Here is a 24046-nt window from a genome sequence, read left to right as displayed (position 1 = left end):
TGTCCCTAGTTCGCTAGTCGGTGGGGAAGGTTGGCCCATGTCAGGCAGACAGTTGTTCGGCGGCGATCGCCTCGTCGAGGAGTTCGTCGAGAATTGCCCGTCCTTGGCTCGCCGACCCCTTAGACCGCGACAGCAACACGTCGGTACAAATCTCCCGAAAGTCCTGGTGGGCGGGGTCTACGGCGATCTCGTTGCGCTCGCAGACCGTCGCGACGATCAGACAAGCACGCAATCCGGAGGAGTTTTCCGGGGTGGGGGTGCGATCGCGGAATCCTTTCACCAATTTGACGATCGTCCCAGCATGAGGGCGACTCAATCCCGATTTTTGAACGACGATCTCCTGTTGCGTCAGTTCGTCCGGTTCGGGAATGTCGATCGTGATCAGCCGATCCATCAAGGCGTCCTGGGTTTCGTGAATGCCGCAATATTCCTCGGGATTGGAGGTGAAAATCGCTCGAAATTCGGGATGAGCGTGGATGTACTCTTGTTGTCGGACGCTGGCAGGTAAAACTAATAGTTTTTCTTCCAACACCGACAGCAGCACGTTATTCACTTCCGGTCGAGATCGGTTGAACTCGTCGTAAATTAGGGTAAATCCTTCGCGACAAGCGGTCGTCAGCCGTGCATCGACCCAGGATTGACGAAATTCGTCTTCGACTTTAACCACGGTATGGATAAAGTTATCGACGACTTTCTTGCGGTTGTAGCCCCGTTGGTTGCCGACGAGATCGGAGGATTTGTATTCGTCATCCCCGAAGATCAAGACGATCGGACGGGCTAACAGATTGGCCAGATGAACCGCCAAGGTGGTTTTTCCGGTTCCTGCCGGACCGCGCAGGTGAACGGAAAATCCGGCTTGCAGGTAGCGTAAGGCGCGCCTGCTCAGTCGCTGAATGCTGGGGGTATCGACAAAATTTTGCGAGTTAGCTTGCAAAATAGTGGTCACGATTCAATCGGTCTCTTCTAAGGTTCTGCGCATCAAACGGCCCGACCCTAACGCTTGGGGGTGGGTTTGGCGATCGCAGGGGGACGGGCCGTGGCTTTCGGTGCAGGCGGTGCAGAACTTCCCCAAACGTAATCTTTGAGGTCGATGACGTAGGCCCGGCGCCGATCGCGTTCTTCGATCCAGATCTCCTGCTGTCGCGATCGCGTCTCCTCTAGAAACGTGGCGACCTCGGTTTGTAAATTCCCGTGAAATTCGCTGAGGGACTGTCTCAAACTCGCCCCCATTGCCAACCGTTGCGCCGTTAACTCGGATAACTCGTCTGCAACTTGCTGTTGACGTAACTGGACTTCTTCTTGACGCCGCTCTCGGGCTGCGTACCATTCTTCTCGCAAAGACACGCCTCAGTCCTCCCGATCTACTTGTAATTACACGATCGTTGCTAGGGTTGTTGTTGCCAATCTTTTTTCCACGGCGATCGGGGGAAAGACCTGCGGCGGTCCTCAAGCACCCCGCAGGTTCGATCTCCGCCCGGTCTCGATTCCTACACCGCAGGAACCGCCGCCTGTGCGGTCAAGCCCACGGCTTCAGCATATTTCAAATAGGTTTCCACCGAGGCCACCACGATTCTCGCTTCCACCGCCAGCAGCTCGATCCCCACTAAGGAAACCCGCGCCCATACGTCGATCACGACGCCTTTATCCAAAATGCGATCGACCACTTCGGCCAAACTGGAAGATGAGTTAACTTTTTCAACAGCCATGATAGTTGCTCCTTATCAATTCGCTCACAAGCTCGATTTGAGGTTTCTCTTTGAAGAAAAATCCCCGTGGTTCAGTTCTTCGATTGCTTCCCCCGATCTGCTAAACCCAGTCTATATAGCTCGACCCGTCCCATCCAATCGAATCGGTTCGAGCGGATAGATTTTTGGCATCTGGGGCGATCGTTTTTGCGGATTTTGCCCGGTTCCCTTTGCCGTTGCCGTGCAATCGACGGGAGGAATAATCGATCCGCGTTATTGAGTTTTCTTGACGATCGCTCCCCCGAACACTCAAGCTCTCATTTTACTCTATTTTGGCAAATTTCGGTTACTTCGATCCCGTACTTTTAACTGCAAATCGCCCGAATGAAGCCGCTCTAACACGATCGCCACTCTATTTATAAATGTGAATTTGACTGATAAAATTTGGAAGCTGGCGAGTCAGTCTATTCTTTGTCATCGTAGCTCTACTGGCTGCACCTGTCTATAAACATTAGCCAAAACATTACAAACATTAACAATTCTGGCGATCGCCCCGATCGTTTCCCGCCCTAGCGATCGCCGAATTCCCGTCGGTATTCGGTACGGCTTCGCCGATCTTTTGGCAATTTTCTAGAGATTTTAGATCGACCGCTTCGCGATCGCTCCGTTATCCAAAAAACGGTTAATTTCGCGCGATCGTCCGTGTTTCTACTCCCTTGGCAATTTAGCCATTCCCTATTTCAAAAAAGTCGAACCCGATCTATAGTAAAAAAAGAATAAAACCAGGGAAATGCTCGCCGAGTCCGTTCTCTCGAAACCCGCGATCGAACCCATCAGTTAAAAGCATCCGTTTGTCGCCGAATCGTGCGCCACGCCGAACCCGAACTGCGATCGATAACATCTCCGAATTCAAGTCCTCGGTCAGCATCGAAAAATCCTCCCGAACAATTCGTTAAAATTTAGTAAATCCGGCGATTGTTTTGTCCATTTTACCCGTTCTAACTTATCGTGTCTTCTACCCCCATCCAACCCAAAAATTATCCCTCTTCCTCCCATCGCGCGATCGCGACTTCTACCCAAAGCTCCTCCCTCGCCGATATTCTCGAACGAGTTTTAGATAAAGGGATCGTGATTGCAGGGGATATTTCAATTTCGATCGCCACCACCGAACTGCTGCACATCCGCATTCGCCTGTTAATCTCTTCCGTCGATAAAGCAAAAGAAATGGGGATTAATTGGTGGGAAAACGACCCCTATCTCAGCAGTAAAGCCCAAGCATTAATCGCGGAAAATCAACAATTACAAGAACGATTGAACCAGTTAGAAACAGAAGTACGATCGTTGCGATCGCTGACGACCAACCCCGTCGAACTCAGCACGGACGATCGCCCCCCGTCCGAATCGTCCTCTGGGGAAGCAAGCCCGGACTCTCCCACCTAATGTGATGCGATTTTGGGGCGATCGGCGATGGTTTATCCAGCGATTAATAGTCCAGATAAAAGGTTTCAAAATGACGGGGGCGATCGCCAGAATTTGACCCTGTCGTTCTAGAGTGAGGCGGTGCTTGACTTCCCCCTGTTTTAGAAGATGTAGACCGTTGAGAAACTGCGGTCTTTCCCGATGACAAAGAGGAAGATTGGCGCAATTGCCGAGCTTTCTGCTCGCTATTTTCGATGTGGCGATCGATGACTTCTAATTGTTCTTCTAAGACCTGAAGGCGCTGCTGCATCACCTTCATTTCTTGCTCGATGCGCTGGCGTTGCGTGAGCAGTTTATAAAGTTCCAATTGCTCTCCCGCTTCGGTATTATTTCGAGGAATATTAGTCAGTTTAGAGTGGATTGGCGTCTGGGGTCTCGGTCGTTGCATGGCTTATTTTTATGGCTTTTTTATCTATTCGCATTATAGTAGACGAGGGGCGATCGCCAAGGGCTGCCCTCGGCTGTGCAATATTTCTTTATAGAAGGGTCTGTATAGAAGGGAAAAAGAACTCGTGAAAGGAACGTGCGATCGCCCGGCTTCCAGTGAATGAACCGAACAATTTGAGTCTAATTACCCGATCCGGCGCGATAAGTGTAAAAACGATTGAAAGCGCCAACGGTTTCTAATTCGTAAGAGGGAATAAAGGGCAAAAATTGGGGAGAAAACTCAGTTTTGTAAAGACTGAAAACGAAAAAGTTGGCTCGTTCTGTATGTTCTTCGACGATTTCGCCAATTTGCGGGCGTGCCGAATCGAGGAGGGACTCGCAACGATCGCGGGCGATGGGAACGCGATCGCAGCCTTGTTCTCGAAGATATCCGGTAATTTCGTCCGTGGCGTATTCGTTGTAGCGATCCAGTCCCGGATTGGAGATCGCCATCGCGGCGCCTAGGGCGATCGTGGCCACCCCCCCGAGTAAGGCTATCCCATGCACGTATTTCATAGCGACACGATTTTTGCCAAGTTAGCGAACCCATCCTTTCCAGGGTAACCATGTCTGCCCTATTCCTGCCGCCTTGGGAAAAATTTCGTTTTTTCCGAAAAAAGGGTAGATCGATGGGGATCGGTATGTTATAGTAGCTAACGCGATGGCGAGCGTAGCCAAGTGGTTAAGGCAGTGGATTGTGGTTCCACCATTCGCCGGTTCGATTCCGGTCGTTCGCCCTTCGACGAGGGAATCGTAGTTCTAGGTTCGATCGGAGCAGCGTCTGACTTGAAGAGAGAGACGCTGCTCCGTTTTTGTATGGATCCTTCAGACAGCGCGGGGAGAGGCGAACGGCGCGATCGACTCCTCTAAATTTTCGGAATCGTGGCGCTGCCCTTGTAAAGCATTGTGAACGAATGGAATCAAAATACCCTAGGATAGATGGGTTAAAGAGATCCGATTGTCACAGAAGGGAACCGTCTTGATAGAGGAGGGTGAAGCGCGTGAATGTTGAAGAGATTTTTCAGAAAGGCGGCGTGTCCATGTGGCCGTTGCTATTTCTGTCGATCTTATCGCTCGGGACGATTATCGAACGCCTGTGGTTTTGGGGATCGGTTCTGAGCAGAGAAAAAGAACTGGTCAACCGAATTTTGGAAGCGGCCCGCTACGATTGGCGTGTCGCCCACGAAATTGCCCGACAAGCGCGCAAAACCCCAGTAGGACGGTTTCTCTACGCGCCGTTGAAACTGGAAACGCCGGATCCGGAAGTGTTTCGCTTGGCCCTCGAAGCCAGTGCCGATGACGAGTTGGCTTCCATGCGGCGGGGAGATAAAGTTTTAGAAGCGGTGATCGCGTTATCCCCGTTGTTGGGATTGTTCGGGACGGTGTGGGGGTTGATTAATTCCCTCGGATCGATCCGCATCGGCGATATCGGTACGGCTTCCACCCAAGGGGTCACCCTCGGGATTGGGGAAGCGCTGATCAGTACGGCGACGGGTCTGGCGGTGGCGATTTTTACTTTAGCGTTTTATCGGGTGTTTCAGGCGTTCTTGTTTTCTCAGATGAAGGTGTTTCGCAAGTGCGGCAGCGAATTAGAATTGCTCTACCGCCAGCACTGGTCTCAAGTTCTTCATTCTTCGCCGGAAACGGCGCCGACGGTAGCGCCGTGGACGCCGGAACCGATCGCCCAGGGATCTTATAAAATGGGAGGCGATGGCGATCTCGGTCTGAGCGAACCCCCTCCCCCGCCTCCCGATGCTGAGGAAACGGGTAAAGTCGATCGTTCCAATAGTCCAGAGTAGGACTGATGGAGATCGGCTGCGATCGCCTGTGGTTCTAGTGTTCGTTTCCACTTCCCTCCCGACTCGTTGACCTGATGAAGATTAACTTCGATTCCCCCGACGAAGAAGTTCGCATCGAACTGATTCCCCTGATTGATGTCATTTTTTGCATTCTGACCTTTTTCTTGCTCGCCGCCTTGCAGCTTACCCGCCAGCAAGCGATTAACGTCGATTTGCCCCAGGCGGAAACGGGAAGCGCCCAAATGCGCGAAATGCTCATTGTCAGCGTGGATCGTTTCGGACAGACTTACATCGACGACCAACCGCGCGATCGTCAGGAACTCAGTCAGTGGTTGCGCGCTTACAAGAAAGCCAGACCAGACGGCTTGTTGGTGCTGTATGCGTCGAAGATGGCCAGTTACAATGACGTGGTGCAGGTGTTGGATTTGTTGCGCGAAGTGGGAGGCGATCGGGTGGCCCTCGCCACCATCCCCAGTTCCGGAGAAATTCCCGAAAATCCCAATCCGGATAGCCTCAATCCCCTCGGCTTACCCCCGAGTCCGGAAAACTTGCAACTCCCCGACCCGCCAGCAGAGAGTGAGGGGGGTGGGGATGCGACGACTCCCGAAGCCGACTTGCTGCCCAATAATTGAATCGGATAGTGATATGACGTTCGGCGATCGTTGGTTTGTGTTCCGTTTCAAAAAAAATCAATTCATCGCACCAGATAAGCTTTATTGTAGGGACACGACATGTCGTGTCCCTACTCTGTTTATTGGCCGAACAGCACCGTAGAAATATCGATCGCGCGCGATCGATATTTGTTATCCTTCAACTTTCTAAAAACCAATGCTCGATCCAGAAAACCTTGAAAAAATCAGACAGCAATTCGACGGTTCGCCTTATCCAAGAACGCCCTTAGAAAAAAGTCCAAAATCAGACTATAACTTATTATTTCTACACGATATCACGACTCCTTTTTATCTCAGGAATCAAAAAGTTATCGATCGTAGGAATAAAGTAATTTTAGATGTCGGATGCGGCAGTGGTTACAAAATGCTCGCTCTCGCAGAAGCCAACCCGGAAGCCAAGATCGTCGGCATCGATCTATCCGCACAGTCGATCGATCTGGCTAAAAAGCGTTTAGAATATCACGGGAAAGGCGATCGCGCCGAATTCTTCGTGATGGCGATCGAGGATTTGCCCACATTAGGCATGACATTCGATTATATCAACTGTGATGATGTTTTATATTTACTCGACGATCTCGTCTCGGGCTTATCGAGTTTAAAAGCAGTCCTCAACCCACAGGGTTTAATTCGTGGAAATCTCCACAGTTCCATACAGCGCGTCTTCTTCTACCGCGCTCAAGAACTGTTCAAAATGATGGGATTAATGGATGAAAACCCAGGAAAATTGGAAGTCGGTATCGTTCGCGACTTGATGAAATCTCTCAAGGATAACGTTCAGCTCAAATCGCAGACCTGGAAAACAAAACACGAACATAATGAAGAGTGGTTCTTCATGAATTATCTCTTCCAGAGAGATAAAGGGTTCACGATTCCTGAACTGTTCCAAGCTCTCCAAGGTGCCGACCTGGAATTTGTCAGTATGGTCAATTGGCGCTACTGGGAACCCCTCGATCTCTTTCAAGATACAGATGACTTACCTGCATTCCTGGCTATGAGCTTGCCAGAATTGGCGATCGAAGACAAGCTACGCTTCGTCGAACTGCTGCATTGTCCCTCTCGCTTACTCGATTTTTGGTGTGCCCATCCAGATTGGAAACAGCCCTTTGTTCCAATTGAGAATTGGACGGACGCTCAGTGGAAAAGCGCGAAAGTTCAGCTCCACCCCCAACTCAGAAGAGAAGAAGTACGCACTGACTTAGTTCGCTGCATCGAGGAACAAAGACCATTTGAGTGCAGCAAGTACCTCAATACTCAAACCCGGAATACTTTTTTCATGGAAAGCACCCTCGTTTCCTGTCTGCTTCCTCTCTGGGAGGGAGCGCAAACCGTCTCTCATCTTGCACAACGCGCCCTCAAAACCCGGCCCATCGACCCCGTCACCCTCGAACCAACCAGCGAAAACCGTGCTTTCGAGCAAGTCAAAGAACTCTTGAGCAGTTTAGAACCGTTTCTATACGCGCTTTTGGAGAATTCGGCTTAGGTCGAAGCCAAAAATTTTTGAGTGGGGGTGATATCAAATGGAAAAGGTGTGGGTAAGTTATATCCAGGAGTTAGACATCGACCATCCCACACCTCAAGGAGACGTTAATTATGAAGCGCGACTTTCAAGCGAAGTTCCTCCAACACCTCAACAACAAAAAGCAAGAGAAAGGCTTTACCCTGATCGAACTTCTCGTTGTTGTTATCATTATCGGTATTTTGGCAGCTGTTGCGTTACCTTCGTTGCTCAGCCAAGCCAATAAAGCCAAGCAGGTTGAAGCCCGTAACAACATTGGTGCCATGAACCGCGCTCAACAAGCTTATAACTTAGAAAAACCTGGCTTTGCCGATCAGATTGGTAAGTTAGGTTTGGGGATTCCTTCGCAGACCACGAACTATGAGTATAGCATTGATGGTGGTGGTTCGGAAGCTAGTGATGCTAACAATCTCGCTAACCGAAGAGACACCAAGCTGAAATCTTATAAAGGCTATACTTTTACCATTGAACTAGAGCAAGATGGAGTAACTGAGACTGTCGCTCGTGCAATTGTTTGTGAATCTCAATTACCCGATCAAGATGCTGATGGAATCACGGCTACCAAAGGTGGTGATGATACGGGGGATTGTGGTGATGACGTTAAATTAGGTGAATAATATCTAGTTTATGTTAGTAATTTTACGCTGAGTTTTGATTAGCTGAATAAAGAGTGAGTACTCTAGTTGCTCACTCTTTATTCTTTGGTACAGTCATTGTTTTTCTTTTTTTCCTTCTTACAGTTGTCTACTTAAATGGATAACAATGGTTTCAGATCGAGCGCTAGGTGACTTTGAAGAGCTGCAAAGACGAGGATATCAATATTTGCTAGAAAAGCAGTATAAACAAGCGATTAATTTTTATGAAACACTAATTAACGATCGACCGGAGATTCACTCAAATTACTGGTATTTGGGTTTATCTCTTTTATTAGCAGAACAAGTTTCAGAAGCTCATACGACCTGGCTTGTCGGGATGATGGAGGCGGACGCTGCACAAATCGAAAAATGGACTCAAGAAATCCTTGAAATCCTTGAATTTGAAGCACGACAGAGAGAAGAAACGAAAGAATACCGTGCTGTCTGGCTCATCCGTCAGCAGATTCGAGAAATTAACCCTAACGATCTCAACAATCTATTAGCTCTTGTTCAAGCGACTCTTGAACAAGAGCAACTTACCGGGGACGAGTTGGAAGAATGGGGAGTAATCGATCTTACTAAAGCAATAAGTATCGATGATTTGAGTGAATTAAACACCAATCTTCTAACTGACACTTTAAATAAACTGTTAGAGTATATTCCATCTCATCCTGCTGTATTTCAATTAGCAGAAATAAGTTTGTCTTTACTGCCTAATCCGAATCCTCTGGTTCAAGTTTTATTCACTACCAGTTTAGATTTGGCATATACGCAACACCGACCAGATATCGCTATAAAATTTGCAGAACTTTGCTTAATAGTAGATCGTTCCAACTTAGAGATTTTGCGTGCTTTAGCGGCTTTTTGTGAAAAAGCTGGACGTTATGTCCAAGGAATACAAACAGCTCAATTATGTTTTGAGTTAACCGATCGCTTGGCTGATAAAGTTTTTGTTACTTATTTAGTAATTAAGTGCTTGATGAGTGCTGGAGGAGCAAATCCAGAAACTTTAAGTTTCTTTGAAAAACAGCAGGATTTACTAAGGGAATGGTTTAATTCTAATCAAGAAAATATGAATTCATCATTAACCTTAGAGTTAGTTAATTCGTTTTACTTTGCTCCTTACATCCAAGATAACCCTAAGATTAATAGAGTTATACAAAATAAAATCTCTGACTTTTGTCAGAAGAGGATATTGATAGATTCTCAAAATCACTCTACGAATTTTCAGGAGAAGCATTTACAACGAAAGTTTTATTATAACAATCCTCCCCAAAGCAAGAAAGTTCTTAAAATTGGATATTTATCTGCTTGCTTTAAAGAACATTCGGTGGGTTGGTTAGCTAGATGGCTATTCCACCATCACGATCGCCAACGTTTTTATATTGTTGGTTATTTTACCAATAAGGATTATCAAAATACTCCTTTAGAGAAATGGTATCTCAATCATGTTGCTGAAGCGCATTACACGATTGATAAATTCAAAATGGCCGAGCAGATTGCTAAAGATAAAATCGATATTTTAGTCGATCTTGATAGTATTACCCTCGATATTAGCTGTGGCATCATGGCTCAAAAACCTGCTCCAGTTCAGGCAACCTGGTTAGGGTGGGATGCTTCAGGCATTCCAGCGATTGACTACTTTATTGCCGATCCGTATGTTTTACCGGAATCAGCGCAAGACTATTACAGCGAAACTATTTGGCGATTACCACAAACGTATATTGCCGTCGATGGATTTGAGATCGGCGTACCGACATTGCGGCGCGATCTCCTGGGAGTTCCGAACGATGCAGTCATTTATTATAGTGCTCAACGGGGCTATAAGAGACATCCCCATACAGCCCGATTGCAAATGAAAATCCTCAAGGAAGTTCCGAATAGCTACTTTTTGATTAAAGGTTTGGCCGATCCCCAACTGATTAAAACTTTCTTCATTCAGCTTGCAGAAGAAGAAGGTGTATCATGCGATCGCCTAGTTTTTGTCCCGCGAGATTCGGCGGAAGCGATTCATCGCGCCAATTTGGGGATTGCTGATGTGGTACTCGATACTTATCCTTATAACGGAGCAACCACTACTTTAGAAACGCTTTGGATGGGTGTTCCTTTGGTAACCCGAGTCGGCGAGCAATTTGCAGCGCGTAACAGCTATACAATGATGGTAAATGCCGGGATAACGGAGGGGATTGCTTGGAACGATGAAGAATATGTAGAATGGGGGGTTAGGTTAGGTAAGGATCCGGCTTTACGAAAAGATATTTCCTGGCGGTTGTTGCGATCGCGCCAAACAGCGCCGTTATGGAATGCAGAAAAATTTACTCGGAATATGGAGCAAGCATACGAACAAATGTGGGATATTTTTTTGCAAAAGTGAAATAGTTAAAAAAATAAATCAATTCGTACTATTCGTAGTTTTATTCAATACTATCAAGATTTGAAAGTTTATAAATTCTTTGAACGATTGGTAATGAATTTAACCCCCGATCTACTAATTCTGGGAATTGGGATAAGCTTTGAATGATATCAGAAGCAAAATTATAATTTGGATCGTCTCCATAGTTTATGGTTAAATACTCTAATAACTCCAAGGCATAATCAGAAAACTCTAGAACATCGGCAATACAAGCAAGTTTTAGAATAGTCTCAGGATTTTTTAAGTCTGTATTGAGATTTTCTTCAATAAGATCGCGGAAATAAAATGCATCTCCCCAGAGTAGTTGTCCTGGATGAACAGTCGAATGAATTGGAGAATGTCGGCGTCTACGATAGGCTTTGGTTAAATCAAAGAGGGTAAAGCCATGTTTTCTCAAGTAAATATCTACATCAGCAAATAATGGTTGATTTGAGTATAGTTCAGAGAATTCGACTTCAACTTGAATGGTAAGAACGCTTTTAGACAAAATTTTTGATGCCCCCTCTAAAACCTGAAGATCTGCACCTTGAACGTCGATTTGCAAAAAGTCGATTTCGCTAATTTTTTCAGTAATACAAACATCATCTAAGGTGGTTGTTTCAATTTCGATACTGAAATCCAAGTTTACTAATTCTGGAAGTCCAGTAAATCTATCTAGATAAATTTCATTGGGTGGATAGAGTGAACTGCACATGGGATGTTGGGTTACGTAAAGCGTAGATAAACCAACTGAGTTACTTAAAGCAATTGGAATATGTTTCTCTTTCCAATTCACTTGTCTGTGTTTTAAATCACTATTTGCGCGATCGCAAGCATCAAGATCTGCATCAAATCCATAAATGTTCAGTCGAGGAGCAAAAATTTCCCAGCCTTGGGTAGCATAGTCATCTTGCTGATTGACTTTGCGAGAGCCTACATTACAAATAGTTATGTATACTTTTTCTAAATGTCCGCTTTTTTTTAAACTCTTCAAAAAGACTGCCATAAAAACTCCTCATTATTGATATTTTATCTGAAGTTGCTACTTGAAATACTTTGTCAATCCTTTGTGAACTGCCTGCAATTAACTATTCTCATTGGCAATGGCAATAATATTCAACTGGTGATTGAACTCTTCGGTCGATTCAATAGACTCCAACTCATTTACATAAGGTTTATAATAAAAAAGATGATAGCCATGCTCTCTTAAATACTTTGCTACAGGTAGATTACTCCCTTTGCTTCCTGCAATATTTTCATAAAGAATTATTGGCTTAAACTCAGATAAAATGCGAGTTGCACCTCTTAGTACAGATAACTCGTGACCTTCCGCATCAATTTTGAGAAAATCTACTTGCTGGAGCTGTTCGGATTCGATTAAACTATCTAAAGTCAAACATTCGACTTCTTCAAAAGCACCAGGTTGTAAAGCACTAGAATCGTCTGCAACCAGTTGATTGAGTTCGCTAGCTGAGTACAGAGATAGGCGAGCTGTTCCGGGGCGATCGCTCGCTGCTGCTGCAATAACTTTGACCCAATCGAGCCGATCGATCCTACAGGTTTCCTGTAAGCATTGCACGCAACCTGAAAAAGGTTCAATTGCTAAAACTTTGCCCTTAGATCCTACTTTTTGAGCGGCACTGAAGGTATAAACACCAACATTTGCACCGACATCGATCGCCGTCATTCCCGGTTTTAACGAAGTTCGCCAAAACTCCATTTCTGACTCAAACCAATCTTTTTCAGCAATTAATACACTAGTAGCAATGCTGTTAAAACTCGGCTCTAGTGCGATATTTAAATCATCAAATAAAACATAAGTTAAGTTGGTATTAACCGATACATCTGTCCACAGCCAATCTTTAGCTTTGGGATTGTCCCGAGCGAATTTTCGTGCGTATTCGAGCCAAAAACTTGCTTTATCGGCATCTTTTAAATCTCGGTAAGCTAAATATAATGCCTGCAACACTGATGGATTATTTGAAAGGCTTTTCTGAGCGCGGTGTAAATACAATATTCCTTCTGGCTGACCATTCATCAAGCTGGCGATACCGAGCTTGAGATTGACAGAAACGAGATCGGGAAAAATTTGAGCGGCGAGATGCAGAATTCTCAATCCTGCGGCGTTGTAAAAAATGGTCTGAGATTGGCAAATAATTTCGATTAACAGCAAAAATCCTTGAGTTTCAGAATTTTGAGCTAATAACAGCTTGAGGATTATAGAATTGCTGCGATCGATATTCAGCAAACATTTAGAAGAAGGAAGATAAATCAGAGCGGGATGTGTTTGTGTTCGATCTTCATAAAAATCATGAATTTTAGCTACGCACAGAGAAAAAGCCATTTGCATGGCTTGATGTTTTTCCCCAGTCATGACTAAAACGAGGGCAAAATGAGCCTGACAGAGAAGGTCGTCATGTGTATCTATTCCTTCTTGCAATGCCTCGATCGCCATTTCTAAATACATTTGCCGCATCCCAGAGTTTTCACAGTCTTCTGCCTCGACTAAGGCCATGACGGCAAAGTTATTAAAATCTGCACCTGAATGAGGTTCGTCCCAATCGGTATTTTCAAAAATGTAACTGAGTCGATCGGATAAGTCTAAACCGATATTAGAACCTGTAATTTTATTGAGATAATCTAGGTAACTCGTTAAATTGCTATTTTCCATAAATTATATTTTGAATGGAGATACTTATTTAAGTAATTAATATGTTCTGGTATGACGGGAAGTTAAATACTTCAGAAAACTTAAAGTTATCGATCGCCGATCCCGGTTTGCTCTACGGCGCCACGGCGTTTACGACCTTGCGGGTGTACGATCGCTCCCTCGATGCGGGATTGACCCAGTGGGAGGCCCATTGTCGGCGGGTGGAACGAACCGTCGCCGCTTTTCACTGGTCGCAACCGGATTGGGAACGGGTTCGCCTGGGAGCCGAGAACATGATAGCCGCTTATCCGGTTCTGCGCCTTGCGATTTTTCCCGACGGACGGGAATGGATTACCGGACGGGAGTTACCGCCGGATTTGGAGGAACGCCAACGCCGGGGAATTGGCGCTTGGATTGCGGAGGGGCCGCGATATCGGCGCAGTTTGGCTCATTATAAAACGGGAAACTACCTGCCGTGTTATTTGGCGTTGCAAGAAGCAAAACGGCGGGGGCTGTCGGAAGCAATTCTCGTTGACGAGTCTGGAAACTGGCTGGAAACGGCAACGGGGAATCTGTGGGGATGGCGGGACGGATGCTGGTATACGCCGCCGTTAGGGGCGGAGATTTTGCCCGGGGTGATGCGATCGCACCTCCTCGAAACCTTGCACGCTCAACGTCAAAAGGTGTGCGAGCTACCCTGGACGGCGCAACGGGTGAGGGAGTTCGAGGCGATCGCCTACAGTAATAGCGTCGTGGAAATCGTCCCGATTGCGGCGGCGGTCGGCGAAGGACGATCGCGATCCTTCGATCCTACCCACGGCGCGATCGCCGCGTTGCGACAAATCGCTGGCTTTGGGCGATCGCACCACCACCCGGCGTGACTGTTCGAGGGGGCAATGCAAGGGGGCGATCGCCCGTCTCCCGGTATTTTAACCTTCTATTTTTCAAAGATCGGAACTTTTAAAATTCATTTTCGATCGCCATCGATCCGGCGATCGCGCCCAATATAGAAGCTCGATCGAACCCACCTCGATCGATCCCTTACGAGACAACGATCCGACGGATTTTGTAGTGAAATTGATGGCACCTTTTGCCAAGAATCTTGACTTTTAACATAAAATTTACTTTCTTTTAAGCAAAGAACCCATACAATAGAGAAAATCATAATTACTTTTAAATAAATACTGGTGGTATTTCGCCGTTGTTGTAAGGGGAAGGGCAACCAACAATAACGATCGATGCTGAAAACCAGATATTAGCGAACAGACAGCTCGGTTAATATTAGGTTAACAATAGATTATCTTCTTGTAAATCCCTCTATAGCAAATATTTTTAAGCTCGAAGTTTTAACATTCTTGTAAAATTATTACGAGAGTAAAACGTTGTCGTCTATACTTAAAAAGTAGGGGGAATAGGTCATGTTAGCCGTGACAGACAAGCATTTAGGATTATCAACTGCGCGGGGGAACGATTTGTCTAATCGCGACCTGCACTTAGAATCGACCCTCGAAGATCTGACGCTTTACGAGTTTGAGATTGACGTTGGCGAACCCGGTCAGGAACTGGCCAAAGAATTTACTAACAATCCTCTGATGCCTGGAGCGATTTTAAAAGATAGCGGAAAGTTCGTGGGCATGATTTCGCGGCGTCGTTTTTTAGAACACCTCAGTCGTCCTTATGGAATCGAATTATTTTCCCGAAGACCCCTTGAAAAGTTATATCATTTCGTCGAGACCGAGCTATCAGTTTTCCCGAGTAATACCTTAGTGGTGATGGCGGCGCGGCGATCGCTGGAACGATCGCCCGAACTGCTCTACGAACCGATCGTCGTCCAACTGAACTCGTGCGATTATCGCTTGCTCGACGTTCATCAACTGCTCGTCGCTCAATCGCAAATCCACGAATTGACGACGAAAATGCTCCACGAACAAACTCGTTCCCACATGATTCAAACGGAAAAAATGGCGAGTTTGGGTCGGATGGTGGCGGGACTGGCTCACGAAATCAAAAATCCCATTAATTGTATTTGGGGAAACATGGGATTTTTAGCCAATTATTCCCAAGACTTGCTCGATTTACTAGCAGTTTACGAAGGAGAAATCGATCGCGAAACGGAGGCGATCGTCGAAAAAAAAGAAGAAGTCGATCTCGACTTTTTAAAACAAGATTTGCCCAAAATTCTCGGTACGGTGCGGGTGGCGGCGGAACGGCTGACGAAAATGGTCGGGGGGATGCAAAACTTTTCCCACATGGACGAAACCACTCGCAAACCTGCGGACCTCCACGAATGTCTCGACAGCACCCTGTTAATTCTCGAAAACCGCCTCAAATACGAGATCGAAGTGGTCAAGCAGTACGACGAACTGCCGTTGGTCGAGTGTTATTCCGGGCAGTTGTCTCAAGTGTTTACAAATATTATCAGCAACGCGATCGACGCGCTGCTCGACCAGTTAGAAGCTACGCAAGCGGCGTCCCCAGAAAATTCATCCTGGAAGCCGAGGATCGAAATAGAGACGAAAATTCGGGAGAGTAGTAACAGTCAGCCCTGGGTGTCGGTCTGCATCAGAGATAACGGACCGGGGATTCCCAAGGAGATCCAACAGCGTATTTTTCAGAATTTTTTCACGACCAAACCCGTTGGAAAAGGGACGGGTTTGGGGTTGGCGATCAGTAACGAAATTGTCAAAGAAAAACACGGCGGACGACTCAATTTAAAGTCGGAACCGGGGTGGGGAACGCAGTTTGAAATTGTGTTACCTGTGAGTTCCAGCGAGTGTCATTCCACGGGGAGAGCGACGGGTTAGGACGAGGGGGACGGTCGGGGGAGTTGCGGGACGAGTAAAGGGGCGATCGCCTCCGCACTGACTGGAGGTTTGAAAAGATAGCCCTGCATTCGATCGCAGCCGAGACTTTGCAAACTTTCCCGTTGCGCGTCGGTTTCGACCCCTTCGGCGACCACTTTCATATTCAAAGCATCGGCGAGGGCGATCGTGGCGGCGACAATTGCTTTTTGGGCGGGATCGACGGTTAAATTACCGACGAAAGAGCGATCGATTTTGAGAGTTTGAAAGGCAAATTGTTTGAGATAGTTGAGGGAGGCGTAACCGATACCGAAATCGTCGATCGACAGGGAAACCCCTGCACGCTTGAGTTTCATTAAAACTTGGGCGGTGAGTTCCACATCTTGCATGGCGGTCATTTCGGTAATTTCCAATTCCAACCAGCGCGGGTCTAATCCCGTTTCTTGCAAAATCTCGACTAACATCGGGACCAAATCGCTTTGCTGAAACTGGCGGGTGGAAAGGTTGACGACGAGGGGAACCCAGGTGAGTCCGGCGTCTTGCCAAGCGCGGGTTTGGGTGCAAGCGGCGCGAATGGCCCATTGACCGAGTTCGACGATCGCCCCGTTTTCTTCGGCAATGGGGAGGAAGGTTTGAGGGGAGACGAGTCCGAGGTCGGGATGGTGCCAGCGTAGCAGGGCTTCAACGGCGCAAATGCTGCCGGACCGCGTGTCGAAAATCGGTTGGTATTCGAGGGCAAATTCTTCCCGTTCTAAGGCGTGATGTAAGTAGTTGTCGAGAATCAAAAAGTGGGGGGTTTCCGCGTTGGTAGCGCAGGTATAGACGTGGTAATTATTGCGTCCCCGTTGTTTGACTTCATAGAGGGCAATGTCGGCATTTTTAATCAGGGTTTCGGCATCGTCGCCGTCGCGCGGGTAGAGGGCGATCCCGATGCTGCTGGTGATGTAGAGTTGGTGTCCGTCGATCTCGAAGGGAGGGCGCAGCACTTCTAAGAGACGTTCGGCGACGTGGATCGCATCGCGTTCGCCGACGAGGGAATCGAGGATGAGGATAAATTCGTCACCGCCCCAGCGTACTAGGGTATCTTCTTCGCGCAGACAACCGCGCAGTCGCTGGGCGGCGCTTTTGAGCAGTTCGTCGCCGACGGCATGACCGAGGGTATCGTTGATAATTTTAAAGCGGTCGAGGTCGAGAAACATGACGGCGAGTTGGTGTCCGCGTTCGCGGGCGATTTCCAATGCCAGGGGGAGGCGATCGTCGAGCAGTTGGCGGTTGGGCAAGCCCGTGAGCAGGTCGTGATAGGCTTGGTGGCGCATGAATTCTTCGTAGCTGTGCCGTTTGAGGGCGCCTCCGAGGCTTCCGGCGATCGCCAGCAAGATCGATTCTTCGCTCTCGGTCCAACGGCGAACGGTCGGATCGGCGGCGCTGGTGTTGGTGTTGCCGCGATCGTCAAAGCCGATATAGCCCCAGACCCGATCGCTCAGGACGATCGGCACGAGCAGAAACGAGCGGGCCGGATCGTCGTCGAAGTGGCGATCTCCGCGAATGGGGGGGTTGTCGGCGGCGATGGTGACGGCGTTTCCGGCGAATAGGGCTTCGGCGGTGGCGCGGCGCTCGGCGAGCAGGGAACAGCGATCGCCGCACAGGCGCGAGCCACCTTCTCGGGTCCACTCGAACTGAGTATAAAATTCCCAGCCCTCGCGATCGCGGGCCTCGTCGGCGTTGACTTGGGCGATCGTATTGAAGGGGTTTTCTGAGGGCCCGGCGTCCGGTCGCGGAAAGGCGCCGTGTCCGTTACCGTGGGCGATCGCGATCGGTTGGGGAAAGGAGCGGATGCCGTTTTTCAACTGACAGATATAGACGCGATCGACATCCACCGCTTCGCCGAGGGTGGCTAGGGCTTTAGAAATAGCGGCTTCGTGGCGAGTTTCGGTGAGCAGGTGGTTCATGGCTTCGGCGACCCCCTGCAGGAGGCGATCTCGCCGTTGCACTTCGAGTTCGGCTTGCTTGCGTTGGGTGATATCGACCACGGTGCCTTCGTAGCCGAGCAAGTTGCCCGCCTCGTCGCGAATCGGTCGGGCGCTTTCGGCAATCCAAATCGTGCTGCCGTCTTTGCGGTAGATTTGCGACTCGAAATTCCACACGGCGTCCCGTTCTTGCATCAGCAGTTGGAAATAAGCGCGGCGGTCGGGATCGACGTAGAGCTGGTGTTCGATATCGGTCAGGGACGCCATCAACTCTTGAGGGGAGTCGTAGCCGTAAATTTTGGCCAACATCGGGTTGACGGTGAGATATTGGCCGTCGGGACTGGTTTGAAAGATGCCTTCGACGGCATTCTCGAAAATACTGCGATATTTCTGCTCTGCTTGGCGCAAGGCGATTTCCGCTTGTTTGCGCTGGTAGTACCCGGAAAGCATTTCCGAGACGACTTGGAGCAGATGGGCGTCGGTGTCGCTCCAAGGGTGGCGCTTGTCGGTGCGATCGGCGCCCAGACAGCCGAGTAGGTTGCCGTCTTGGGAGTGGATCGGGATCAGGATCAGGGCGCGGATCTGGTGACGTTCGAGTAAGCTTTTTTCCAGGTGACGGGTTCCGGGGAGGCGATCGCGATCGCCGATCCGCAACAGGCGACCGGAGTGCAGGCAACCGAGAATCCAGGGGGAGGACTCCGGCAGCAGCAGGGATGGACTGGCGGGGGATCCCTCCGTTTGTCGGTACGGCCAGCAGTGGGGGTGGCCCATCAAACGACCTTGGGCGTTGAGTTGGAGAATGTAGGCGCGATCGACGCCGAGGGCGCTGCCCAAAATGGCGAGCAGGGCTTTCCAGTCCGGGTCTTGGGCGGTCACGAACAAGCGGGAAATCCGCGAGAGCGCTTCTTGGGCGCTCAAGCGGTGGCGGATTTCGTTTTCCGTGGCGATGCGGTGGCTGATGTCGTGGGAGTTGACGATCCAGCCGCCAATGTTGGGATCGTTTAAGCGGTTGTTAATGGCGGATTCTAAATGAACCCAGCTTCCGTCCGCATGGCGCAGACGATATTCGATCGCCTCGACCGGGGACGGGGAGGGGGTGGGGCGATCGTCGAACACCGCTTGCAGGGCGGCCCGATCTTGAGGGTGAACGTAATCTAACAGGTTTTGACCGCAGAGAGTTTCGGGAGCGTAGCCCACAATTCGTTCTAAAGAGGGACTGCCATATTGAATCGTTCCGTCTTCTTCCAGAACGATAATGATGTCCGAGGAGTTCTGGACTAAGGCGGCAAACCGTTCTTCGGCTTGTTTGTGTTCGTTGATATCTTTCACCGTGCCTTCGTAGGCGATGACTTTGCCGTTGGAATCGCGCAGGGTACGGGCATTCTCGGAAATCCAAATAATACTCCCGTCGCGGCGGTAAATCTGCGATTGAAAATCCCAGATCGCATCGTGTTTTTCCAATAGCCGTTTGAATTCGCTGCGACGGTTCGGATCCACGTAGAGTTGCACCTCGATATCTTCGATCTCGCCAATCAGTTCGCTTTGAGAATCGTAGCCATAAATTTTAGCTAACATGGGGTTGACCGTTAGGTATTTTCCCTCTGGGGTCGTTTGAAAAATGCCCTCGACGGCGTTCTCGAACAAACTTCGATATTTTTGCTCGGCTTGACGCAGGGCATCGTCTGCCAGTTTTTGACGAACGACCGATCCCAATTCGGCGGCGATCGCCTTTAAAGTTTGCAACGTTTGCGGGTCTTCTTCGCGTCGTTCGTACCCCAGAAATACGAACACTGCTTGCACTTGACCCTCAAAGACGATCGGCAAGCCGACCGCCGCTTTTAATTTGACTCGTTTCGCCAATTGGCTACGATGGAAAATTGCCGTACTCACTTGAGAGACATCGGGATGCCATTCCGGCTGTTGCGAAACCCAGATGCGTCCGGGCAATCCCATCGCGGGGGGAAAGGTGAGTTTTTCGCCGATGCGACGAAATTGGAGCAGCGCCCGGGTGCTGCGGTACCAGGCTCGCTCGCATTCTAAATGACTGCCGTCGCTCCTCGGCGTCCAAACTTCGCCGTAGTCCCAGCCGAGGGTTTTGCCGATTTGTTCTAAGGCTAGATGAAATCCATCGTCCAAGTTTGGGGCAGCCGCTACGGCGACGGCGATCTGATGGGCGAGGGCGCGATCGCTGACGAGTCCCGGGCGCCGCCCCGGGGCGGCGATCGCCTGACACCACCCGAAAATCCGCACGACTTTGCCCCCCGGGCCGATCTCGGGTTCGAGGCGGACGTGCAGGGTTTCGGTCGGTTGGCGGCGGTGGCGAGGGCCGACCAGTTCGAGTTCGACCCGGGTGCGTTCTTTCAGACACCGGGTGAGGGCTTGTTGCAGTCGATGGGCGATCGCCGGGGGCAAGCAGTCGCCCAGGCGCGTGCACTCTCCCGTGCGGTCGCGGTATCCGAGCAGTTCGCGACCGGCTCGATTGGCCAACACGAATCGGAACGGGTCGCGATCGCCGCACCGACAATCGACCCAGACTGAAGCGCTCTCCGACTCCAAGTTGACGACGAACAACCCGTCTGAGGAATCTTCTAAAACTCTCCACAAGGCACTTCCCGCTTGACAGATGCGAGCGTGAGTCCCTCGGTATCTCCCCACTTGCTGCATGGTATTGGTGTGGGATTGTCCAAGCGCTGCCGATTGGTTTAACACGAATCCAACTCTTAACCGCTTGTTAATAGTTTAAGCCGAACTTTTCTGCGATTTCAGCAACAAATTACACAAAATCAAATTCCTCTTTGAGCTAGCTTGACCCTCAATTTACCCCTCTCCAGTTTATTTTTTCTTCAAAGTGTTACAAACTTGTTTGAAATCTTGACAAAAACTTATCATTGCGGTACGTCAAATCAGTTCTAAGGGCGATCTCACCCACGGTACGGCGATCGAATCTCGATTTTTTTATATTTTTTAAAATTGTCGAGAAATCTTGAAATAAGACTTCGGCGATCGCCACAAAATTCGTTAGTTATTTTTAGCTAGAGTTGAATTTATGCGGAAAACAATTATCGCAATGTCCGCAATGCATAACCGCCGATTCGCTCTTGAAACCAAAGGCGGCGAGTAAAAACTGCCAGCGACAACCGCGCCACTTAACATAACGCGCCATCGTTCCCGTAGCATCGATTGCGGGTACGCCGCGACCGGAACCGCCGCCGGGAACGAGCTGATAGTGAAACGGGTCTCGCCATTGTAACCCTCCGCAACAATGGAGTACCGACAGGGCGATCGCCCCCTCGCGAAACTGCCGCGCGATCGCCTCGACCTCCCCCTGCTGCGGGAACTGCTTCGCCAACTGTCGCGATCGCTTGAAGATCTCTCGCTGCTGGCGCCTGACAGATTCTCGCCGTTGTTTGTCCTCGGGATCGAGCAACCCAGTACATTCGCTCACTAAGGTTAACGCCCGCGCCGATCGTCCGTCCCGTCCCGCCCGTCCCACTTCCTGCACGTACTCCGAGAGTAAGGCGGGCGCCTGAAAGTGAGCCACCCAGCGCACGTCCGGCTTGTTGACCCCCATCCCGAACGCCGACGTACAGACCACAAATTGCAACTGATTCTCGATCCAACCCCGTTCGATCGCCCGCCGTTCCTCCCCACTCAACCCCGCGTGATACGCCGCCACCGCATACCCGCGTGCGCTCGCCTCCCGGGCGAGTTTCTCACTGTCTCCCCGCGTGCGAACGTAAACCAATCCCGAGGTTTTCCCCTGACTTTGAATAAATTTGAATAACTTCTGACGGCGATCGCGCGGCGTCCAAGCCACTTTTAACGCTAAGTATAAATTTTCTCGATAGGGACTGTAGAGGAACTGACGGGGGCGTTGTAACCCCAACACCGTCGCGATCGTTTGCTGGGCTTCGGGATCGGCGGTTGCGGTAAACGCGGCGATCGCGATTTTCGTTCCCGGCGGCTTCGTTTTCAACAGCGCCGGACGAACCGCCCCCAAGCGCCGATACGCCGGACGAAAGGTATCGCCCCACTGCACCAGACAATGGGCTTCGTCGAGGATCGAGCCGTTAATTCTGACCTGGGGCTGACACAAACGCTCCCAGACCGGAGGACTGAGCAAAGTTTCCGGGGATAGGTATAACAAGCGCAAGCGGTTACGTTCTATAGCATTTAACGTATCCCGACGGACGCGGCGATCGAGTTGTCCGTGTAATAAGGCGGCGGGAAGACGGCGATCGCGCAATTCCTGCACCTGATTCTCCATCAACGCCACCAACGGCGACACCACCAGGGTTAAGCCCGTTTGTAACAGCGCCGGAAGTTGGAAACAAATCGACTTACCGCCCCCCGTCGGCAGCACGATCGCCGCATCGCGTCCCTCTAACAACGTGCGAACGATTTCCCCTTGGGGCGGTCGAAAATCCTCGTATCCCCAAATTTCGCGCAGTTTCGCGCGCACGCGATCGTATTCGTCGGCACCCGATGGCGACATCAGACCCTCCGCTACGTACAATAAATGGGATTATTGTAGGGGATTTAATTGTGGAATTTGAAGTCATCGCCCATCGCGGTTTTTCCGCGATCGCACCAGAAAACACCCTCGCCGCCTTTTCCAGCGCCCTCCGCGAAGGCGCCGATTCGATCGAGTTAGACTTGCAACTGTCCGCCGATGGCATACCCGTGGTCATTCACGACGAAACCTTAGAACGGATTGCGGGAAAACCGGATAAAGTGAGGGAAACTCCGATCGCGGTCTTGCAAGGGTTAGATGTCGGCGCCTGGTTTGGCGATCGCTTCGCCGGAGAACGGATTCCCACCTTCTCACAAGTGTTAGCGGCGATCGCCTCCCTACCCAAACATCTCTATCTCGACGTCAAACCTCACTGCGACTGGAGCGATCGCCAAATCGACGATTTACTCGCCCTCCTCCTCCGAGAAGGATGGGAAACGCGCTGTATTATTTCATCGTTTAACGAATCTTTCGTCAATCGCGTCCGCCAACGCAATTATAATTTTACCCTCGGTTATATCGTCGCCGACGCCGACAGCTACCAACAGGAGTTAGCTAAAGCCGCTTCCGCTAGAAATACCGTCATAATTAGTTTGTATAAGATTTTATTGGCGAATCCTCAATTAGTAGAAGCCAGCGATCGCGCCGGGGTCGAAATTGTCGCCTGGACTGTAGACGACCCGGATATCGTTCGCCAGTTAGGAGAATTAGGCGTCAAGCGGATTGTCACCAATCGTTTAGTCGGTCAAATCAACTCAAATTTAACCCAAAATTAAATTGAAAAAGACCAAACCTTCACCGTGCGATCCCAACTCCCACTAACCAGGGTTCGACCGTCCGGACTAAATGCGAGTTTTAGGTTCCCGGCGAGTCAGAATTTCAGCGTAGCGATATAAAGTTCGACTCAACGTTGTTAGCAGTCCACCCACATCTTTGTCCAGTTTTTGAGCAATTTCTTCTGGACTGTAGCCAGACAGCAATCCCAACAAATGCTCTCTCTCGGACTCACTTAGTCCCAATCTAGAACTAGGGGACCACCTTTTTTTAGCCAAAGTCAAATCGGAATACAGCCTGTCTAGATCCCACTCTGCGACAGCTTTAACAAATTTTTCTTCAGGAGACACACCAGGTGGAAACGCCATAACTCAAGATCGCCGAACGCACCTCACCCCTATCGTACCCAATTAGATTAGCAAAAGCACCCATCAAGTTGCCAATCTAATTGCCAATCTCCATGAGTATCGGCTTTCTGCGCTTTTCTCTTATGCTAATTTCACCCATTTAGGTAATCCCGATCTCAAGAAGGTAAATAGCAGTACTCGCTTGAAGTCTCGACGCTTTTTATGTATCCAGGGTCACATATAGTCACAGATTGTCACAACCCCTCAATCAGAGCGCCTTCAAGTTCAGGAAATTTTTTTGATTAATTTTTTAGCGACTGCATAATTTACCCGCGACGATCCCAATAAAGATTACAAGAGCGTTACCGAGCTTTCGAGATCGTTAGACCGC

At 49.4% G+C, this 24046-nt stretch carries 18 protein-coding genes, 1 tRNA gene and 1 pseudogene; 10 read left to right on the top strand and 10 right to left on the bottom strand.

The features are described from left to right. Nucleotides 1–40: 40 nt before the first annotated feature. The 3 genes from gvpN to gvpA form a co-directional block, all read right to left on the bottom strand. Nucleotides 41–946, bottom strand: coding sequence for a gas vesicle protein GvpN (gene gvpN / locus HCG48_RS15400; RefSeq protein WP_168569947.1), 906 nt, complete (start codon nucleotides 944–946; stop codon nucleotides 41–43). 47 nt (nucleotides 947–993) lie between these two features. Continuing rightward, nucleotides 994–1344 (bottom strand): gas vesicle protein GvpC, encoded by a 351-nt coding sequence (gvpC, locus tag HCG48_RS15395; protein ID WP_168569946.1) that lies wholly within the window; start codon nucleotides 1342–1344, stop codon nucleotides 994–996. Nucleotides 1345–1487: 143 nt separating this feature from the next. Then, nucleotides 1488–1706 carry a gas vesicle structural protein GvpA gene (gene gvpA / locus HCG48_RS15390; protein ID WP_168569945.1) on the bottom strand — a complete coding sequence of 73 codons (219 nt, stop codon included), beginning with the start codon at nucleotides 1704–1706 and terminating at the stop codon, nucleotides 1488–1490. A gap of 987 nt (nucleotides 1707–2693) precedes the next feature. Between gvpA and gvpJ the strand changes: the two genes are divergently transcribed. Continuing rightward, nucleotides 2694–3125, top strand: a complete 432-nt coding sequence (gvpJ, locus tag HCG48_RS15385) for a gas vesicle protein GvpJ (RefSeq protein ID WP_168569944.1) — start codon at nucleotides 2694–2696, stop codon at nucleotides 3123–3125. A gap of 43 nt (nucleotides 3126–3168) precedes the next feature. Here gvpJ and HCG48_RS15380 read toward each other — a convergent pair whose 3' ends face one another. Both HCG48_RS15380 and HCG48_RS15375 read right to left on the bottom strand, forming a co-directional pair. Then, nucleotides 3169–3552: a hypothetical protein gene (locus HCG48_RS15380; protein WP_168569943.1), complete on the bottom strand. Its 384-nt coding sequence runs from the start codon at nucleotides 3550–3552 to the stop codon at nucleotides 3169–3171. Nucleotides 3553–3731: 179 nt separating this feature from the next. Beyond that, nucleotides 3732–4106, bottom strand: a complete 375-nt coding sequence (locus HCG48_RS15375) for a DUF4359 domain-containing protein (protein ID WP_168569942.1) — start codon at nucleotides 4104–4106, stop codon at nucleotides 3732–3734. 148 nt (nucleotides 4107–4254) lie between these two features. Here HCG48_RS15375 and HCG48_RS15370 point away from each other — a divergent pair. From HCG48_RS15370 to HCG48_RS15345, 6 genes are all read left to right on the top strand, one after another. Then, nucleotides 4255–4327 (top strand) — tRNA-His (locus HCG48_RS15370). Between the two features lie 264 nt (nucleotides 4328–4591). Next, entirely contained in the window at nucleotides 4592–5389 is a 798-nt protein-coding gene (locus HCG48_RS15365; protein WP_168569941.1) for a MotA/TolQ/ExbB proton channel family protein, read from the top strand. Nucleotides 5390–5463: 74 nt separating this feature from the next. Next, complete coding sequence (locus HCG48_RS15360; protein WP_168569940.1) at nucleotides 5464–6021, top strand: ExbD/TolR family protein; 558 nt, start codon at nucleotides 5464–5466, stop codon at nucleotides 6019–6021. A gap of 196 nt (nucleotides 6022–6217) precedes the next feature. After that, nucleotides 6218–7540 carry a class I SAM-dependent methyltransferase gene (locus HCG48_RS15355; RefSeq protein ID WP_168569939.1) on the top strand — a complete coding sequence of 441 codons (1323 nt, stop codon included), beginning with the start codon at nucleotides 6218–6220 and terminating at the stop codon, nucleotides 7538–7540. Nucleotides 7541–7650: 110 nt separating this feature from the next. Next, nucleotides 7651–8193, top strand: a complete 543-nt coding sequence (locus tag HCG48_RS15350) for a type IV pilin-like G/H family protein (protein ID WP_210437047.1) — start codon at nucleotides 7651–7653, stop codon at nucleotides 8191–8193. A gap of 145 nt (nucleotides 8194–8338) precedes the next feature. Continuing rightward, nucleotides 8339–10585 (top strand): O-linked N-acetylglucosamine transferase, SPINDLY family protein, encoded by a 2247-nt coding sequence (locus HCG48_RS15345; protein ID WP_168569938.1) that lies wholly within the window; start codon nucleotides 8339–8341, stop codon nucleotides 10583–10585. Between the two features lie 40 nt (nucleotides 10586–10625). Here the strand turns inward: HCG48_RS15345 and HCG48_RS15340 are convergent, their stop codons facing one another. Beyond that, nucleotides 10626–11609: an FkbM family methyltransferase gene (locus HCG48_RS15340; protein ID WP_168569937.1), complete on the bottom strand. Its 984-nt coding sequence runs from the start codon at nucleotides 11607–11609 to the stop codon at nucleotides 10626–10628. Nucleotides 11610–11687: 78 nt separating this feature from the next. Further along, complete coding sequence (locus HCG48_RS15335) at nucleotides 11688–13274, bottom strand: FkbM family methyltransferase (RefSeq protein WP_168569936.1); 1587 nt, start codon at nucleotides 13272–13274, stop codon at nucleotides 11688–11690. A 41-nt stretch (nucleotides 13275–13315) separates the two neighbouring features. Here HCG48_RS15335 and HCG48_RS15330 point away from each other — a divergent pair, with 41 nt between their 5' ends. Both HCG48_RS15330 and HCG48_RS15325 read left to right on the top strand, forming a co-directional pair. Then, complete coding sequence (locus HCG48_RS15330; RefSeq protein WP_168569935.1) at nucleotides 13316–14134, top strand: aminotransferase class IV; 819 nt, start codon at nucleotides 13316–13318, stop codon at nucleotides 14132–14134. 537 nt (nucleotides 14135–14671) lie between these two features. Further along, on the top strand, nucleotides 14672–16057 hold the full coding sequence (locus HCG48_RS15325; protein WP_168569934.1) for an ATP-binding protein: 1386 nt from the start codon (nucleotides 14672–14674) through the stop codon (nucleotides 16055–16057). Here the strand turns inward: HCG48_RS15325 and HCG48_RS25515 are convergent. Both HCG48_RS25515 and HCG48_RS15300 read right to left on the bottom strand, forming a co-directional pair. Beyond that, nucleotides 16054–20730, bottom strand: a complete 4677-nt coding sequence (locus tag HCG48_RS25515) for an EAL domain-containing protein (RefSeq protein ID WP_210437046.1) — start codon at nucleotides 20728–20730, stop codon at nucleotides 16054–16056. The genes HCG48_RS15325 and HCG48_RS25515 overlap by 4 nt on opposite strands. A 319-nt stretch (nucleotides 20731–21049) precedes the next feature. Continuing rightward, nucleotides 21050–22516: a RecQ family ATP-dependent DNA helicase gene (locus HCG48_RS15300; RefSeq protein WP_168569933.1), complete on the bottom strand. Its 1467-nt coding sequence runs from the start codon at nucleotides 22514–22516 to the stop codon at nucleotides 21050–21052. Between the two features lie 50 nt (nucleotides 22517–22566). On the opposite strand from HCG48_RS15300, the gene HCG48_RS15295 reads away from it, so the two are divergent. Further along, complete coding sequence (locus HCG48_RS15295; protein WP_168569932.1) at nucleotides 22567–23310, top strand: glycerophosphodiester phosphodiesterase; 744 nt, start codon at nucleotides 22567–22569, stop codon at nucleotides 23308–23310. On the opposite strand, the pseudogene HCG48_RS26880 reads toward HCG48_RS15295, so the two are convergent. Beyond that, a pseudogene (locus HCG48_RS26880) lies at nucleotides 23307–23381 on the bottom strand (hypothetical protein); the annotation flags it as partial. The gene HCG48_RS15295 and the pseudogene HCG48_RS26880 sit on opposite strands and share 4 nt — an antisense overlap. Nucleotides 23382–24046: the final 665 nt, after the last annotated feature.

It is taken from the genome of Oxynema aestuarii AP17, from assembly GCF_012295525.1.
GTDB classification, from domain to species: Bacteria; Cyanobacteriota; Cyanobacteriia; order Cyanobacteriales; family Laspinemataceae; genus Oxynema; species Oxynema aestuarii.
Note: the sequence above shows the minus strand (reverse complement) of the source record. Positions and strands in the feature narration are given on the sequence as shown.

What these genes read in the sequence shown, in the direction of transcription:
- HCG48_RS15380 (WP_168569943.1), bottom strand. Translation starts at nt 3,552, where the DNA reads ATGCAACGACCGAGACCCCAGACGCCAATCCACTCTAAACTGACTAAT.
- HCG48_RS15375 (WP_168569942.1), bottom strand. Translation starts at nt 4,106, where the DNA reads ATGAAATACGTGCATGGGATAGCCTTACTCGGGGGGGTGGCCACGATC.
- HCG48_RS15330 (WP_168569935.1), top strand. Translation starts at nt 13,316, where the DNA reads ATGTTCTGGTATGACGGGAAGTTAAATACTTCAGAAAACTTAAAGTTA.
- HCG48_RS15325 (WP_168569934.1), top strand. Translation starts at nt 14,672, where the DNA reads ATGTTAGCCGTGACAGACAAGCATTTAGGATTATCAACTGCGCGGGGG.
- gvpA (WP_168569945.1), bottom strand. Translation starts at nt 1,706, where the DNA reads ATGGCTGTTGAAAAAGTTAACTCATCTTCCAGTTTGGCCGAAGTGGTC.
- HCG48_RS15300 (WP_168569933.1), bottom strand. Translation starts at nt 22,516, where the DNA reads ATGTCGCCATCGGGTGCCGACGAATACGATCGCGTGCGCGCGAAACTG.
- HCG48_RS15340 (WP_168569937.1), bottom strand. Translation starts at nt 11,609, where the DNA reads ATGGCAGTCTTTTTGAAGAGTTTAAAAAAAAGCGGACATTTAGAAAAA.
- HCG48_RS15350 (WP_210437047.1), top strand. Translation starts at nt 7,651, where the DNA reads ATGAAGCGCGACTTTCAAGCGAAGTTCCTCCAACACCTCAACAACAAA.
- HCG48_RS15335 (WP_168569936.1), bottom strand. Translation starts at nt 13,274, where the DNA reads ATGGAAAATAGCAATTTAACGAGTTACCTAGATTATCTCAATAAAATT.
- HCG48_RS15355 (WP_168569939.1), top strand. Translation starts at nt 6,218, where the DNA reads ATGCTCGATCCAGAAAACCTTGAAAAAATCAGACAGCAATTCGACGGT.
- HCG48_RS15345 (WP_168569938.1), top strand. Translation starts at nt 8,339, where the DNA reads ATGGTTTCAGATCGAGCGCTAGGTGACTTTGAAGAGCTGCAAAGACGA.
- HCG48_RS15360 (WP_168569940.1), top strand. Translation starts at nt 5,464, where the DNA reads ATGAAGATTAACTTCGATTCCCCCGACGAAGAAGTTCGCATCGAACTG.